Source organism: Daejeonella sp. (assembly GCF_036405355.1).
In the GTDB taxonomy this organism is placed as follows: Bacteria; Bacteroidota; Bacteroidia; order Sphingobacteriales; family Sphingobacteriaceae; genus Daejeonella.
On the sequence record NZ_DASWXT010000045.1, the window covers coordinates 43,079 to 58,100 of the forward strand.

The 15,022-nt window shown below is 40.2% G+C and carries 13 protein-coding genes; 10 read left to right on the plus strand and 3 right to left on the minus strand.

Going from position 1 to position 15,022, the window contains the following annotated elements; all coding sequences use genetic code 11:
* Positions 1 to 42 precede the first annotated feature (42 nt).
* The 7 genes from uxaC (at position 43) to VGE44_RS05665 (ending at position 9,472) form a co-directional block, all read left to right on the plus strand.
* Complete coding sequence (gene uxaC / locus VGE44_RS05635) at positions 43 to 1,443, plus strand: glucuronate isomerase (RefSeq protein WP_331076791.1); 1,401 nt, start codon at positions 43 to 45, stop codon at positions 1,441 to 1,443.
* Between the two features lie 45 nt (positions 1,444 to 1,488).
* On the plus strand, positions 1,489 to 2,811 hold the full coding sequence (locus tag VGE44_RS05640) for an MFS transporter (protein WP_331076793.1): 1,323 nt from the start codon (positions 1,489 to 1,491) through the stop codon (positions 2,809 to 2,811).
* A gap of 123 nt (positions 2,812 to 2,934) precedes the next feature.
* A complete protein-coding gene (locus VGE44_RS05645; protein ID WP_331076795.1) occupies positions 2,935 to 3,978 on the plus strand; it encodes a Gfo/Idh/MocA family protein in 1,044 nt (347 codons plus the stop codon).
* Positions 3,979 to 3,982: 4 nt separating this feature from the next.
* Positions 3,983 to 5,197 carry a Gfo/Idh/MocA family oxidoreductase gene (locus VGE44_RS05650; RefSeq protein WP_331076797.1) on the plus strand — a complete coding sequence of 405 codons (1,215 nt, stop codon included), beginning with the start codon at positions 3,983 to 3,985 and terminating at the stop codon, positions 5,195 to 5,197.
* A 56-nt stretch (positions 5,198 to 5,253) separates the two neighbouring features.
* Positions 5,254 to 6,603 carry a Gfo/Idh/MocA family oxidoreductase gene (locus VGE44_RS05655; RefSeq protein WP_331076799.1) on the plus strand — a complete coding sequence of 450 codons (1,350 nt, stop codon included), beginning with the start codon at positions 5,254 to 5,256 and terminating at the stop codon, positions 6,601 to 6,603.
* 128 nt (positions 6,604 to 6,731) lie between these two features.
* Positions 6,732 to 8,006 (plus strand): MFS transporter, encoded by a 1,275-nt coding sequence (locus tag VGE44_RS05660; RefSeq protein WP_331076801.1) that lies wholly within the window; start codon positions 6,732 to 6,734, stop codon positions 8,004 to 8,006.
* A 125-nt stretch (positions 8,007 to 8,131) separates the two neighbouring features.
* Positions 8,132 to 9,472: a putative oxidoreductase C-terminal domain-containing protein gene (locus VGE44_RS05665; RefSeq protein WP_331076803.1), complete on the plus strand. Its 1,341-nt coding sequence runs from the start codon at positions 8,132 to 8,134 to the stop codon at positions 9,470 to 9,472.
* 4 nt (positions 9,473 to 9,476) lie between these two features.
* Here VGE44_RS05665 and VGE44_RS05670 read toward each other — a convergent pair whose 3' ends face one another.
* A complete protein-coding gene (locus VGE44_RS05670) occupies positions 9,477 to 10,580 on the minus strand; it encodes a DUF3810 domain-containing protein (RefSeq protein ID WP_331076805.1) in 1,104 nt (367 codons plus the stop codon).
* A gap of 130 nt (positions 10,581 to 10,710) precedes the next feature.
* Here VGE44_RS05670 and VGE44_RS05675 point away from each other — a divergent pair, with 130 nt between their 5' ends.
* Both VGE44_RS05675 and VGE44_RS05680 read left to right on the plus strand, forming a co-directional pair.
* Positions 10,711 to 11,172 carry a MaoC family dehydratase gene (locus tag VGE44_RS05675; protein ID WP_331076807.1) on the plus strand — a complete coding sequence of 154 codons (462 nt, stop codon included), beginning with the start codon at positions 10,711 to 10,713 and terminating at the stop codon, positions 11,170 to 11,172.
* A 75-nt stretch (positions 11,173 to 11,247) separates the two neighbouring features.
* Positions 11,248 to 12,510, plus strand: a complete 1,263-nt coding sequence (locus tag VGE44_RS05680; protein ID WP_331076809.1) for a TCR/Tet family MFS transporter — start codon at positions 11,248 to 11,250, stop codon at positions 12,508 to 12,510.
* A 21-nt stretch (positions 12,511 to 12,531) separates the two neighbouring features.
* Here VGE44_RS05680 and VGE44_RS05685 read toward each other — a convergent pair whose 3' ends face one another.
* A complete protein-coding gene (locus VGE44_RS05685; protein WP_331076811.1) occupies positions 12,532 to 13,131 on the minus strand; it encodes a hypothetical protein in 600 nt (199 codons plus the stop codon).
* Between the two features lie 83 nt (positions 13,132 to 13,214).
* Positions 13,215 to 14,057, minus strand: a complete 843-nt coding sequence (locus VGE44_RS05690) for a CvfB family protein (RefSeq protein WP_331076813.1) — start codon at positions 14,055 to 14,057, stop codon at positions 13,215 to 13,217.
* Between the two features lie 171 nt (positions 14,058 to 14,228).
* Here VGE44_RS05690 and VGE44_RS05695 point away from each other — a divergent pair, with 171 nt between their 5' ends.
* Positions 14,229 to 14,990, plus strand: a complete 762-nt coding sequence (locus VGE44_RS05695) for a DUF2490 domain-containing protein (RefSeq protein ID WP_331076815.1) — start codon at positions 14,229 to 14,231, stop codon at positions 14,988 to 14,990.
* The last annotated feature ends 32 nt before the right edge of the window (positions 14,991 to 15,022 follow it).

Below are 15,022 nucleotides of genomic sequence, written 5' to 3' on the forward strand. Positions count from 1 at the left end.
TTCAGATATTGCTAATCGATATTAAATTACTTATCAGGATAAATGAAAGATTTTTTAGATCAAAATTTTTTGCTGGAGACGAAAACTGCGCTGACATTGTTTCATGATTATGCTGCAGGTTTACCAATTATAGATTACCATTGTCATCTTCCCCCTGATCAGATTGCTGCTGATTCAAATTTTGAGAATCTGACACAAATATGGCTCTATGGCGACCATTATAAATGGCGTGCGATGAGGGCCAATGGCATCCCTGAGAAATATATTACTGGTAATGCCAGCGACTGGGAAAAATTTGAAAAATGGGCTGAAACAGTACCTTTTACTTTCCGGAACCCTCTTTATCACTGGACACATCTGGAGTTACAGCGTTATTTTGATATCTACGAAATTCTTTCGCCCGCAACTGCAAAAAAGATTTATGATGAATGCAATGCAAAACTCCGGACGCCTGAGTTCTCAATTCGCCGGATGATCGAAAGAATGAATGTTGAAAGTATTGGTACAACAGATGATCCGCTGGACGATCTTTCATTCCACCAGAAGATCAAAGCTGATGACTTTTCTGTACTTGTTCGCCCCTCATTCAGACCTGATAAAGCAATGAATGCAGATAATTTACCGGAGCTTCAAACTTATATACAAAAACTGGGGACTCTTTCCGGACAGCAGATCAAAACTTTTGACCAGTATTTGCTTGCACTGAAGAGCCGGCATGATCATTTTGCAAAAAACGGCTGCGTGGTTTCAGATCATGGTTTGGAGCAACTCTGCTATGAAGAATATACTGATGCTGAAATAGATCAAATATTTATTAAAATCCTCAATCAGGATGCTCTGAGTTCAATTGAAATTCTCAGGTTTAAGTCTTGTATGCTGCTTAATCTGGCACATTGGGATCATGAAAAAGGTTGGGTTCAACAATATCATCTCGGTGCTATCCGAAACAATAATTCAAGGTTACTTACAGAGCTTGGTCCTGATACCGGCTTTGACTCTATGGGCGATTTCTCACAGTCGCGGGGCATGTCTAAATTTTTAAATAAACTGGATTCTACCAACAGACTTGCAAAAACTATAATTTATAATCTAAATCCTGCTGATAATGAGATGTTTGCTACCATGGCGGGTAATTTTAATGACGGAACCGTGCCTGGTAAAATCCAGTTCGGATCAGCCTGGTGGTTTCTGGATCAGAAATTCGGGATGGTCAATCAGATTAACGCACTATCAAGCATGGGTTTGTTAAGCCGTTTTGTTGGTATGATCACCGATTCCAGAAGCTTTATGTCTTATCCAAGGCATGAATATTTCAGAAGAATTTTGTGTAATCTGATTGGTAGTGATGTTGAAAATGGGGAATTGCCAAACGATATTCAATGGCTGGGGCAAATGGTTCAGAATATTTGTTACTTTAACGCAAAGAATTACTTTAAATCATAAGCTTACCGGGCACTCTGAATGTAAGAAGCTTAATTATTGATCTGCATGCAAAAAATGACTAATTATCGCTGGACGATATGTTCGCTGGTGTTCTTCGCTACTACTATCAATTATCTTGACCGTCAGGTAATCAGTCTGCTGAAGCCTTATTTAGAAAAGGAATTTAATTGGTCTGAAACTGATTATTCGAATGTTGTAGCTGCATTTCAACTGGCCTATGCACTCGGAATGCTTGGTGTTGGAAGTATTATTGACAGGGTTGGGAGTAAAATGGGTTATGCAATATCTCTTATTTTATGGAGTATAGCCGCAGTTATGCATGCATTTGTAAAGACCACTTTCGGATTTGGAGTGGTGCGGGCATTTTTAGGGCTTACCGAAGCCGGTAACTTTCCGGCTGCTATTAAAGTTGTCGCAGAATGGTTCCCAAAACGCGAAAGAGCATTTGCAACAGGTATTTTTAACAGCGGAACCAATATAGGGGCTGTTATTGCCCCCCTGCTCGTTCCATGGCTTGCTGTAACCTATAGCTGGCAGATGGCTTTCATACTTACCGGAGCTGTTGGCTTTCTATGGCTCATCTTCTGGTTCCTGCTTTATGAAACACCGGAACGGCATAAACGGATTTCAGCTTCAGAACTTGCACATATAAATAGTGATGAGGAAACAATAACAAGTCCCAATGAGGGAGAAACTGAGGCAGTAATTCCCTGGAGGCAACTTTTAACCTATAAACAAACCTGGGCTTATGCTGTAGGAAAGTTCCTTTCTGATGGTGTATGGTGGTTTTTTCTTTTCTGGCTTCCTGCATTTTTAATTTCAGAATATGGATTAGTTGGCCTTGAGGTAAGTTTTCCTGTCGCAGTGGTCTATTTGATTGCCGGAATCGGAAGTATTGCCGGAGGTTGGTTACCAATGTGGTTCAGCAAAAATAAAGGCTGGACTATGGTGAGATCCCGTAAAACATCAATGCTTATTTATGCCGCAATCCCATTGATGGTTATGTTTTCGCAATGGGCCGGATCATTTAATATGTGGTATGCGGTAATCATTATTGGAATTGGAATGTCAGCACATCAGGCCTGGTCGGCTAACATTATGACAACAGTTTCAGATATGTTTCCCAAAACTTCCATAGGTGCAGTTATTGGAATTGGGGGAATGTTCGGAGGTTTTGGAAATATTACTGTTGCAAAGAGTGCCGGATATTTACTTGATCATTATAAGGCTGCAGGACATATTCAAACAGGATATTATATGTTGTTTCTTTTTTGCGGAACTGCTTATTTACTGGCCTGGTTTTTAATGTTCAGGGTTTTGGTTCCCAAAATGACTCCCATTAAGCCTCATATGAAGAAGATAGAGTAACAATATACCTCCCCTATGTACATTATTTGCATTATTGAGCTATTTATTTTACTTTTCGATATGCATATCGGGATATTAACCAGCTAATAACTGGTTTAAATCATAATCACATTTATCATTAATATGAAAATAGAACAGAATCGTAGAACGTTCATCAAAACAACAGCAATTGCTGCTGCAGGTATAGGAATTGGTGCAAGCAGCTTTGCTGAAAGCCTTTACCCCTCATCAAAATTCAGTGCTGCTGTCGGTACCAGAGTTGGAATCATCGGCCTGGATACTTCCCATGTAATTGCTTTTACTAAAGCTCTAAATGGCCCGAATCCTAGTCCTGATTATAGCGGATTTAAGGTTGTAGCGGCTTATCCTTATGGTAGTAAGGATATTAAAAGTAGTTATGAGCGTATACCCGGTTACATTGAAGATGTAAAAAAACTGGGTGTCGAAATTACGGACTCAATAGCTAGTCTTTTAGATAAAGTTGATTTTGTTCTGCTTGAGACCAATGATGGACGTTTACACCTTGAGCAGGCTTTGCAGGTTATTAAAGCCGGTAAGCGCTTCTTTATTGATAAACCGATAGCAGCTTCACTTGCAGATGCTTCTGCCATATTTTCTGCAGCTAAAAAGGCAAATGTGGGAGTATTTTCTGCTTCTTCACTAAGATATTCTGTTGGGGCACAAGAAATTGCAGGCGGTAAGTACGGTAAAGTACTCGGTGCTGAAACTTTTAGTCCATGTCATTTGGAAAGCACCCATCCTGATCTATTCTGGTATGGTATCCACGGTGTAGAATCACTTTTTACAGTTATGGGTCCGGGTTGCAGGCAGGTGGTAAGAATCAGTTCGCCTGATGTTGATGTTGTTGTTGGTACATGGAATGATGGAAGGGTTGGTACTTTCCGTGGACTTCGTTCCGGAAAACTTGGATATGGAGGGACAGTTTTCACTGAAAAGGCTACTGTTCAAATTGGTGAGTATGGAGGCTATAATCCTCTTTTAAAGCAGATTACAGATTTTTTCAAAACAGGGGTAGTTCCTGTAAGTTCTGAAGAAACTCTTGATATGTGTGCATTTATGGAAGCTGCTGATGAAAGTAAACGAAAAGGAGGAGTTCCAGTTAATGTAGCTGATATCTATGCCAGAGCGGCCAGAAAAAACAGATAAATTCATGAAAAATAAAGAGCAATCAAGAAGAAAGTTTATAAGTACCAGTGCATTAGCATTGACAGGTCTTACTGCTTTCGGATCTAAGGGATTTGACTTCCTTCAGCCCGACCAAACTGAAAAGGTTCGTGTTGGGCTGATTGGCTCAGGCAGTCGTGGTTTGGGTCTCGCTCAGACCCTTGCAAATGTTCGTAATATTGAGCTTGTTGCATGTTGCGATATTGTAGAAGATCATTTGAAAGCTGGCTTGAGGCTTGCCGATAAAGATGCCAAAGGATATTATGATTATCAGAAACTTGTAGATGATCCCAAAGTACATGCGGTAATCATTGCTACTCCGCTTTATTTACATTTTCCGATGGCTGTAGCCGCCCTTAAAGCCGGCAAGCATGTTTATGTAGAGAAGACCATGGCTTATGATATACCACAAACGCTTCATCTGGTGAAATTGGTTGATAGCTCAAAGCTTGTATTTCAGGTGGGCCATCAATACAGGTACTATGCAATGTATCATAAAGTCAAGGAGATTATTGAAAAGGGATGGATTGGAAAGGTATTTCATTATGAATGTCAGTATAATCGAAATTCCGACTGGCGTCAACCGGTGACTGATCCTAAAACCGAGCGGGCTGTTAACTGGAAGATGTATAAGGAATACTGCGGGGGCCTTCTATCTGAACTCAGTGCTCATGAAATTGACATGGTTAATATGATTCAGGGCAGCCATCCGATTAAGGTTGCAGGATTTGGTGGTATTGATTTCTGGAAGGATGGAAGAGATAATTTTGATAATATCCGTCTGGTTTATGAGTATCCCGGTGGAGTAAAATCCAGTGTTACTTCTATTCTTACAAATGAGTACAAAGGGTATTCCATTCGTATCCTTGGAACCAAGGGTACGATTGAAATATTAAGGGATAGGGCCTTTATTTATCCCGAAGCAAAAAACAAGACCAAAGGAACGGTTGATGGCGTTACAGGGGCTACTGTGGAAGTTTCACCCGGAGGTGCCGGAGTGCCAATTGTTTTTCACAAAGACAGTCCGGTGCTGGATCCGACTGTTTACGCCCTTCGCGATTTTGCAGAATGTATCTTAACTGGAAAGCAACCTGCTTCCAATGTCAGAACCGGCAAGGATGTGGCTATTGCTGTACATATGGGAAATAAAGCCGCTGAAACTGAGACAACCCAATACTGGAAAAGTGAATATGATATTTAAGCTTTCCTGAGAATTAAAATAAAATAAAGGCTTAAACGCCATAAATTAATATACACATGAAAAATTCAGATTCCCGCCGGGATTTTATTAAAAAGACAGTTACTGGTGCTGCCGCAATTTCATTTGGAGGTGTTCTGCCTGGTTTTAGTGCTAGTAGCTATGCAAAAATTATGGGTTCAAATGAACGCATTCAGGTTGCAATGATGGGTGTTAATAGTCGCGGACTTGCACTTTCTTCAAATTTTGCTGCTCAGAAGAATTGTGAAATTCGTTATATCTGTGACGTGGACAAGCGTGCAGCCGAAAAATGTATCAGTACGGTTACAGGCATACAAAACACCAAGCCGATGGCTCAGCCCGACTTCAGAAAGGCTCTTGAAGACAAACAGCTTGATGCGCTTGTAATTGCAGCACCTGATCACTGGCATGCCCCTGCAGCTTTATTAGCATCGGCAGCCGGTAAACACGTTTACCTTGAAAAACCGTGCAGCCATAATCCTCATGAAGGGGAACTCCTTGTGGCTGCAGCCAATAAATATAAAAATGTGATTCAGATGGGTAACCAGCGCCGTTCCTGGCCTAATGTAGCTGCCGGGATCGCTGAATTACATGGTGGAATTATTGGACGACCTTATTTTGCAAAAACCTGGTATACCAACAACAGACCATCAATTGGAGTCGGTAAAACTACCCCTGTTCCTGAATGGCTTGATTATGATCTTTGGCAGGGACCTGCACCGCGCCGCGAGTTTAAGGATAATCTGATTCATTATAACTGGCACTGGTTCTGGCACTGGGGTACAGGAGAAGCATTGAATAATGGTACACATATGATAGATCTTGCACGCTGGGGCCTACAGGTAGAATTCCCAACTAGAGTAAGCTCTGCAGGTGGAAGGTATCGTTATCAGGATGATTGGGAAGCACCTGATACTCAAAATATTAATATAGAATTCGGAAATAAATCAACTATTACCTGGGAAGGCAGAAGTTGTAATCCGTTTCCAATCGAAGGTAATACGGTAGGTGTTATTTTTTATGGGGAGAATGGCACTTTAGTGATAGGCGGTAGTAATGCATATAAGGCTTTTGATCTCAAGAATAATCTTATCAAAGAAGCTAAGAATGAAATCAAAGTCGATACAGGCAGCCTGACCAGTCCTTCGCAACAATTGGATGCTTTTCATATTCAAAACTTCTTTAGCGGTATTAAGAGCGGAACACCTCTTGCGGCAGATATTCATGGTGGACATCAGAGTACCTTGCTATGTCAGCTCGGTAATATTGCTCAGCGTACAGGTAGAACCCTGAATATTGATCCTAAAAACGGTCATATTTTAAATGATGCGGCTGCAATGAAACTGTGGAAAAGGGAATATCAAAAGGGCTGGGAACCAAAAGTTTAAGCTGAAAATACTGTCATTGTAAAAAAGGGGCTGAATTCCTCAATGTTTGATTGTGGCGAACCATGATTTTTATATCTGTTCCCAATTGCATGTAAATGCAATGATATGTTAATAGAAATGAGGAAATAATGCTTATAGCTTCAAAATCAGGAGTCGGTAATTACCGCTGGAAGATTTGTGCAATGCTGTTCCTGGCTACTACAATTAATTTTGTTGACCGGCAGGTTCTTGGTATTCTGGCCCCGCAGCTTCAAAAGGAATTTGCCTGGTCTGATTCAGAATATGGATTTATTGTCTCCTCTTTTCAGGCTGCATATGCATTGGGATTCCTCATTATGGGTCATCTTCTCGATAAGATTGGAACCCGTTTGGGAGCCACAATTGCTATCGGATTCTGGAGCATGGCTACAATGATGCATGCACTGGTTGCTTCTCTTTTTGGATTTGCGGCAGTCCGTTTTCTCCTTGGATTGGGCGAAGCAGGAAATTTTCCTTCAGCTTTAAAGGCCGTTTCAGAATGGTTTCCAAGAAAAGAGAGGGCTTTAGCTACAGGTATTTTTGTATCCGGAGCAAGTGTTGGAGCAATAGTTGCCCCTCTGACAGTGCCGTTTATAGCCATCAATTATGGATGGCAGATGACCTTCGTCATTACCGGAGCAATAGGTTTTATCTGGATTGTTTTCTGGATGATGATGTACCGGTTGCCCCAGGATCATCCAAAACTTGGAAAAGCAGAACTGGAATACATAACGAGTGATCCAATGGAACCTCAGATCAAAATTCCCTGGCTGCATCTGCTAAAATACAGGCAGACCTGGGCATTCGCATTTGGCGCATTCATGACTCATCCTATCTTTTCATTCTTCCTGTTTTTTCTCCCAAAATTCTTTTTTAGTAATTATGGGATTGGGATCGCTAAGATTGGCCCCATTCTGATCATAATTTACCTGATGTCTGATTTCGGTAGTATTATTGGCGGCTGGGCATCTTCTGCCTTAATTAAGCGCGGATGGTCTGTAAATAAAAGTCGTAAAACTACGTTGTTTGCATCGGCATTATGTGTTGTTCCGGTTTACTTTGCAGCACAGACAACGGAATTATGGCTCGCTGTAGGTCTGATAGGCCTGGCTTTAGCTGCGCATTCCGCATGGTCTGCTAACCTGTTTACGCTTACAACCGATATGTTTCCACGACAGGTAGTGGGTTCTGTTGTTGGCATAGGCAGTATGCTTGGTGCTGTTGGGGGTATGTTCGGTGCAACGATCGGTGGCTTCCTGTTACAAACAACCGGAAGCTATGTTTCATTGTTTATTTTCGCCGGATGTGCCTACTTGATCGCATTTACAGGAATACAATTGCTTTCGCCAAAATTAAAGTCTATAACTCTAGAAAAAATTATTTAATATTTAGTATAGAATTTCCGTTCTTCTACCTGAAATTCAAATAATTGGGATAAATTTAATTTCAAGCTATTCTTATGATAAAATCTAACTTCAAAAACATTAAACACTTTCTGTTAATTAACTGTATGATTCTTTTTGGTACATCATGTGCAGATAAATCTGAAAAAATACAAGAACCTGAAATTCGTTTGATAACCCTTGATCCGGGGCATTTTCACTCTGCTCTGATACAGAAGTCTATGTATCCCGAAATTGATTCAGTGGTACATGTTTATGCCCCATACGGAGATGAGGTCAAGGCTCACCTTAATCTGATCAGTTCTTATAACAAGAGGGCAGAGGGACCAACAAAATGGAATCAAAAGGTATATACAGGGGATGATTACCTGGCAAGGATGTTTCAGGAAAAGGCAGGGAATGTGGTCGTCATTGCCGGAAACAATAAGTTTAAGACTAACTATATCAAGCAGTCGGTTGATTCGGGCTTGAATGTTCTGGCAGATAAGCCGATGGCAATTGATACCGAGGGCTTTAATACCCTGGTTCAGGCTTTTGAATCGGCAGAAAAAAATAAAGTGCTGCTTTATGATATCATGACTGAGCGTTATGAGATCAATAGCATCCTTCAAAAGGAGTTTGCGCATCTTCCGGCTTTTGGTGATCTGGACAAGGGTAGTCCCGAAAATCCGTCGGTTACAAAAATAAGTGTTCATTATTTCTTCAAGAATGTTTCCGGAAAACCTCTTGTCAGACCGGCCTGGTTCTTTGATGTTAAGCAGCAGGGAGAGGGAATCACTGATATTACAACCCACCTCGTTGATTTGGTACAATGGGAATGTTTTCCTGATCAGGTGCTTGACTATAAAAAGGATATTGAGATTGTTTCAGCTAAACGATGGAGTACTAAATTAACAGCCCAGCAGTTTGAAAAGGTTACCCTCAAAAAGGAATTTCCTGAATATCTGAAGGCTGATGTTAAAGATGGTGTATTGAATCCTTATTCAAACGGAGAAATAAACTACCGTCTGAAAGGAATTCATGCAAAAGTTTCTGTGACATGGGATTTTCAGGCGCCTGAAGGAACCGGGGATACCCATTTTTCAGTAATGCGTGGTACTAAGGCGAGTGTCATTATTAAGCAGGGCAAGGAGCAGAATTTTAAGCCTGTATTGTACATCGAGCCTGCTGCAGGTACCGATATGAAAGCATTTGAGAATGCGATTATGGATGATCTGAAAAAAATTAACGACAAGTATCCAGGAGTTGAATTGAAGAAAAATTCAACAGGCTGGGAGGTAATTATTCCCGATAAATATAAAGTTGGACACGAAGATCATTTTGCACAGGTAGCCAAAGCGTACTTTCAATATTTGAGAGATGGAAAGTTGCCGGCATGGGAAGTTCCAAATATGATCGCGAAATATTACACTACAACCAAAGCCCGGGAAGTGGCATTAGCAAAATAATAAGTCAGGGGGCCATTAAAAGCCCCCTTTTTTTATAATAGGCCATGGTCAGTATGATCATCCGGTTATAACTTTTCATTCCATCCGGTTGTTTATTGGCCTTCAGGTAGTTATCGTAAAAGATGCTGCTGAATCTTCTGGTTATTCCTCTGTATTCCTCCCAATAGGCTCTTTCATTTTTCAGATCGGCCAAAAATGGTTCTGAGATCCGGCTTTTCAGAGTTTGAAATACTACAGTATCCAATCTGCCGGTTTCAGACATAAATTCCTGGGCAGCCAGATAATAAGCTGAATATTTGAGCATCGGATTATCCGATTCACTGGCGCTTATAAAACCAATAAAATTAGCCTCATCCTCAGCACCATAGCCCATAGAATGTGCTGTCTCATGACATGCAACAAATGGTTTAAGATAAATCGGCATTCCTGAATTGATCTGAGCTTCACCGGTAAATGGATTGAAGTATCCGGCAGTCCCAAAATAATTCATTAGCGTGCCGATCAGAGAGTTCTTTATTTTTGGAATCGGATATACAGCTGCATCATATGGCGGATGAAGGTTTTTTATCGCTTTGGCTGATTCCGAGTAAAGCTCAGGGTCAGTTTGCGGCCATTGTTCCGGATTGATTTTCGAGCGGATGGAATTAGCAGAATCAATCAGAATTCCGGTTATCTTGTAAAGTTCCTCCTTTGAATACTCCATGCCGCTTAGTTTCAATCTTTCTGCTGCCGGCTGCCGGAAATAATTCAGCCCCCAGAACGAATAGAAAATAAGGATGAGGACTTCAAGGGAAATAATCATGTTGAGTCCAATTTTTGCTCCATCAAGGTGTCTTTTCTGAAAGAAAAAGATCTTTAAAAGCTTAAAAATGGAAATCAATATGGCGATGCTAAGAAGCAAATAAAGAATATCACCCAAACTAATTGGGATATTATTGAAAATGAATTGAAGCCCGCTTCGAATCAGAGGATAGGTGCTAATTGAATAGTATTTTTCAACCAGCTCAGGCTGAGATTTTTGTTGAAAAATGAGTATGATCAGGGAGAGCAGAAAAATGCTGCTGAATAATTTTAGCTTTGGAATTCTATCTGAATTTTTCTGAATCATACCTTAAATATGCAATTTATATTGTGAAGCAAATTCCTTGATTCAAACAGAGAGGTCATCACTTAATAAACATTAACTTTGCAATAATTGATTAAATAAGAACCATTTTGCCCATAAATACCTCCTTAATATGCTTATAATTAATAATTATACTGAGTTTGAATCTTTCCTTGGCCAGGAACTCGGTGTTTCTGCCTGGCACAAAATCACTCAGGATCAGATCAGGAAATTCGCAGATGCTACCCTTGACCATCAATGGATACACATTGATACTGAGAGGGCGGCCACTGAGGGTCCATTTAAGGCAACGATTGCTCATGGTTATCTTACCTTATCACTGATCCCATACTTATGGAAACAGATTACCGATATTAAAAATCTCAAAATGGAGATCAATTATGGTATTGAGAACCTCAAATTTGCACAGGCAGTTGTTGTGGAATCTGAGGTCAGATTAAGAGCAAAATTGGTTTCGATTGCCAACCTCAGAGGAGTAACAAAGGCTGTTCTGGGTGTCGAACTTGAGATCCAGGGGCAGAGTAAACCTGCTTTTAAGGGTGATGTAGTATTCCTTTACCATTTTATTGACTAATCCCTTTTTGTGTAACGTTTATAAACTCCCTGAATTTTAACTAAGTTCACCGCCTAATAATCTGAAAAGGAAATTATGCCTAAATCCCGCAAAGCTGCTGTCAGCTTTATTTTTATTACCCTCTTGCTTGATGTCATTGGCCTCGGTTTGATCATCCCGGTTTTCCCTCAATTAATAGAGGAGCTAATTCAGGGAAATATTAGTGAGGCTTCACAATGGGCTGGTTTATTAACTTTTGCCTATGCAATCATGCAGTTTATTTGCGCTCCAATTGTAGGCAATCTGAGTGATAAATATGGACGACGGCCGGTTTTGCTTTTATCCTTATTAGGCTTTGGAATTGATTATATTTTTCTTTCGATGGCCCCAACAATCTGGTGGCTTTTTGTCGGAAGGCTAATTGCAGGACTTTTTGGTGCAAGTTTTACTACAGCTACAGCTTATATTGCCGATATCAGTACTCCTGAAAACCGGGCTAAAAACTTTGGGATGATTGGGGCTGCATTCGGTTTAGGATTTATTATTGGTCCCGGAATTGGCGGACTTTTGGGCGAGTTTGGTCCCAGGGTTCCATTCATGGCAGCGGCAATTCTAACTTTCCTGAACTTTATCTATGGCTATTTTGTACTTCCTGAATCACTGGCAAAGGAGCATCGGAGACCCTTTGAATGGAAACGTGCCAATCCACTGGGCTCTCTGATACAACTTAAGAAGTACAAAGGTGTGGGGGGCTTAATTGTTTCCCTTATTTTTGTCTATATCGCAGGTCATGCCGTTCAAAGTACCTGGACTTTTTTCAACATAGAAAAATTCCAATGGAGTAATACCTTAATGGGCATTTCATTAACAGTAATTGGTTTGCTTATTGCGATAGTTCAGGGTGGTTTGATCAGATATATTAACCCAAAGCTGGGTGATGAGAAAAGCATCTATGTTGGATTAGGGCTATATTCTCTTGGTCTATTTCTATTTTCTTTCGCTACCGAAGGCTGGATGATGTTTGTTTTTTTAATTCCCTACTGTCTGGGCGGTATCGCAGGTCCGGCACTGCAATCAATCATTTCAGGCAATGTTCCCAGAAATGAGCAGGGGGAATTACAGGGTGCATTAACCAGTTTAATGAGCGCGACTTCTATCGTCGGTCCTTTACTCATGACCAATTTATTTGCCTGGTTTACAAGGCCCGAAGGGGATGTTAAATTTGCGGGTGCCCCATTCTTTGCGGGTGCAATATTAATGCTGATCAGTGCGGTAGTTGCTGCAAGAAGCATGAAAAAAGAAGCCTTTCTGAACAGAAAGACTATTCATGACGAAGAGCCAATAAGCCCGGTTCAATAAATATTTAAAGCAAGGAACCGATCAGTTTTTCTGAGGCTGAGGCGGACTAATCATAATATGAGCCCTGTGTGTTCCGGGATCCATTAGCCAGGGCATACCCGGCACATCAGGTTTAAGTGGAAGGCCGGTACTTTCTGCAGTAGCATAAGGGATGTAAACTACATATCTCAGATATCCATCTTTTACAGTTCCGGTCATAGGATCGAAATTTTCAGCCTTCGCGGTATAAACAAATAAGCTTGCAGGTTGTTTTGGCATAGGAATCCACCCGCTTTTTGCCTCATGATCACGGATATCAGCCACTTCCTTAGGAGTCTTTCCTTCAGCTTTTAAATCACGTCCTCTTTTCATAAATGGTTCCAGATCTTTATGATAACAGGCTACATTTAAGCCGGGAATTTTCGGATCATCTGCCAAACAGATCATTTCATTGGTGCCCTTTCTGAGCAGAATAAATTCTCCTTTTGCAGAATAGCCATAAACACTTGAAGCCCCACGCTTGTCGGCAGGAGCAGCCAGTTCGGCTGTTTGAATTTGTATAGCGGCAGCAGGAATATTGTTTTGTGCCCTTACAGTAAGTCCCATACTTATGAGAACAATGGCTAAAAGTGTTCTTTTCATTGGAGTATTTTTGAATAGATGGTGGATATACCTATTAATGATAAGACTTTTTTCTGATAAAAACAAGCATCAGACCTCCATAATCAGACCTTTTCTTTTGGGACTAATTTTATCTCATGATCAGATATTGTGATAAGACGTTCCTTATAAAGACTCCCAATGGCTTTTTTGAAGGCCTTTTTACTAATCTTTAAACGGTTGTAAATATCTTCAGGTGAGCTTTTATCACCCAGGAGAATGGATCCATTATTTTCCTGAAGATCAATCATCAGGCTATCTTTCAGATCAAGAATATGTTTGAAGCCGATTACCTGCAGACTAAGATCGATTTTATTTCCTTCCCGGATCTTTTTTATAAATCCACGTTTCTGATCACCGGGTTTCAGGTCTTCAAAAACTTCATTGCGGTAAAGAAGTCCCATGAATCGTTGGTTGATAATGGCGCTGAATCCCAGATCACTTTCATCCGTAATCAGCAACCTTACCTCATCTCCCTCTTCAAAATCATGTTCATCCTGATTAATAAAATCACTCAGATATGAAGAGGCTGTAATGCGTTCGGTTTTCTCATCATTGTAAAGGAACACTACATATTTCTGTCCAATCTTCATCGGGCGTTTTTGCTCTTTGTTAGGCACAAAAACATACTTACCTATGCCCATATCCATGAAGGCACCATTTTCATTTTCATCAACAACCTCCAGAAAAGCAAATTCATCAACCTGGGCTATAGGAGTTTCTGTGGTAGCCATTAAGCGTCCATCACTGTGGATATATACAAAAACATGAAGATTGTCGCCAATCTCTGCACCCTCCGGAGCATACACATAGGGTAGCAGAACTTCTTTCTCTCCTTCAGTCAAGATTAGACCATTTTCAGTCTTTTTTATAAACCTTAGCTCATTGAATTTGCCGATCTCTACCATGATTGTAATTTAATATTTTGCAAAGATACTAAACTGTTAACTATTGAATCCTGATACCGGGGTTGATTAGTTATTAAACCTCACCTGATTTCAGGTAATTTATTTGTTATCTGATACTTATCCTGTTCAATTTTCAAATCCATTGATTATTTTCAGACAATATTTGCTGCTATGTTTCTGAGATCTGCTGGGATCTTTTTTAAGATTATAACCTTCCTTTTAGTTTCGTGTTCTGTATATGCTCAGGATTCCCGGAAAGAAGTTATCCGGCAAAGTCTTGCTGTGGCATTTTTTTCCTCTGATCTGGAACTTTCGCCAAAATGGTCTTTGAATGTTGAAGTTCAGGAACGCATTTATACGGACCCAGTCAGGCAATCACAGATGTTTTGTAAATCACAGCTGGGTTTTGAGCCCTTTAAGAATTTTAGTTTTAAAAATGGAATTGCCTATTATTTAAATTCTCCGGGTGATCCTGAGTTCTCAAGTTCATTAATGGTCCCTGAAATAAGACTTAATCACGACCTGGGGTATAGTCACAATTTAAGATCAATTCATTTAAGCCACCGTTATCGGATGGAAGAGCGATTCATCCATAAGAAACAGGATAATTCATTAATCGCAGGATACAGATTTGTGGAAAGGATATCGTATATGTTAGCTCTTGAATGTAAATTAATCAATTCAAAAGATCATAATCACGACATTTATCTTAAACTAAGTGATGGGATTTATGTCAATACTCATAAGGGCATACTTTTTAATTCGTTTGATCAGAACCGGTTCTTTGCCGGACTTAATTATCAATTGATCAAAAATCTGACCGTTGAACTGGGATATATCAACCTCTATCAGCAACGTATTTCGGGAGTCGAGTATTTAAATCGTAATATTGCAAGTCTAGGGATCAATCATAGCCTAAAATTGTATCATTAGTTTTTGAGCAAAATATTAGGGTTTAAAATTTC

What these genes read in the sequence shown, in the direction of transcription:
- VGE44_RS05640 (WP_331076793.1), top strand. Translation starts at nt 1,489, where the DNA reads ATGCAAAAAATGACTAATTATCGCTGGACGATATGTTCGCTGGTGTTC.
- VGE44_RS05695 (WP_331076815.1), top strand. Translation starts at nt 14,229, where the DNA reads ATGTTTCTGAGATCTGCTGGGATCTTTTTTAAGATTATAACCTTCCTT.
- VGE44_RS05685 (WP_331076811.1), bottom strand. Translation starts at nt 13,131, where the DNA reads ATGAAAAGAACACTTTTAGCCATTGTTCTCATAAGTATGGGACTTACT.
- VGE44_RS05680 (WP_331076809.1), top strand. Translation starts at nt 11,248, where the DNA reads ATGCCTAAATCCCGCAAAGCTGCTGTCAGCTTTATTTTTATTACCCTC.
- VGE44_RS05645 (WP_331076795.1), top strand. Translation starts at nt 2,935, where the DNA reads ATGAAAATAGAACAGAATCGTAGAACGTTCATCAAAACAACAGCAATT.
- VGE44_RS05665 (WP_331076803.1), top strand. Translation starts at nt 8,132, where the DNA reads ATGATTCTTTTTGGTACATCATGTGCAGATAAATCTGAAAAAATACAA.
- VGE44_RS05675 (WP_331076807.1), top strand. Translation starts at nt 10,711, where the DNA reads ATGCTTATAATTAATAATTATACTGAGTTTGAATCTTTCCTTGGCCAG.
- VGE44_RS05655 (WP_331076799.1), top strand. Translation starts at nt 5,254, where the DNA reads ATGAAAAATTCAGATTCCCGCCGGGATTTTATTAAAAAGACAGTTACT.
- VGE44_RS05670 (WP_331076805.1), bottom strand. Translation starts at nt 10,580, where the DNA reads ATGATTCAGAAAAATTCAGATAGAATTCCAAAGCTAAAATTATTCAGC.
- uxaC (WP_331076791.1), top strand. Translation starts at nt 43, where the DNA reads ATGAAAGATTTTTTAGATCAAAATTTTTTGCTGGAGACGAAAACTGCG.
- VGE44_RS05650 (WP_331076797.1), top strand. Translation starts at nt 3,983, where the DNA reads ATGAAAAATAAAGAGCAATCAAGAAGAAAGTTTATAAGTACCAGTGCA.
- VGE44_RS05690 (WP_331076813.1), bottom strand. Translation starts at nt 14,057, where the DNA reads ATGGTAGAGATCGGCAAATTCAATGAGCTAAGGTTTATAAAAAAGACT.
- VGE44_RS05660 (WP_331076801.1), top strand. Translation starts at nt 6,732, where the DNA reads ATGCTTATAGCTTCAAAATCAGGAGTCGGTAATTACCGCTGGAAGATT.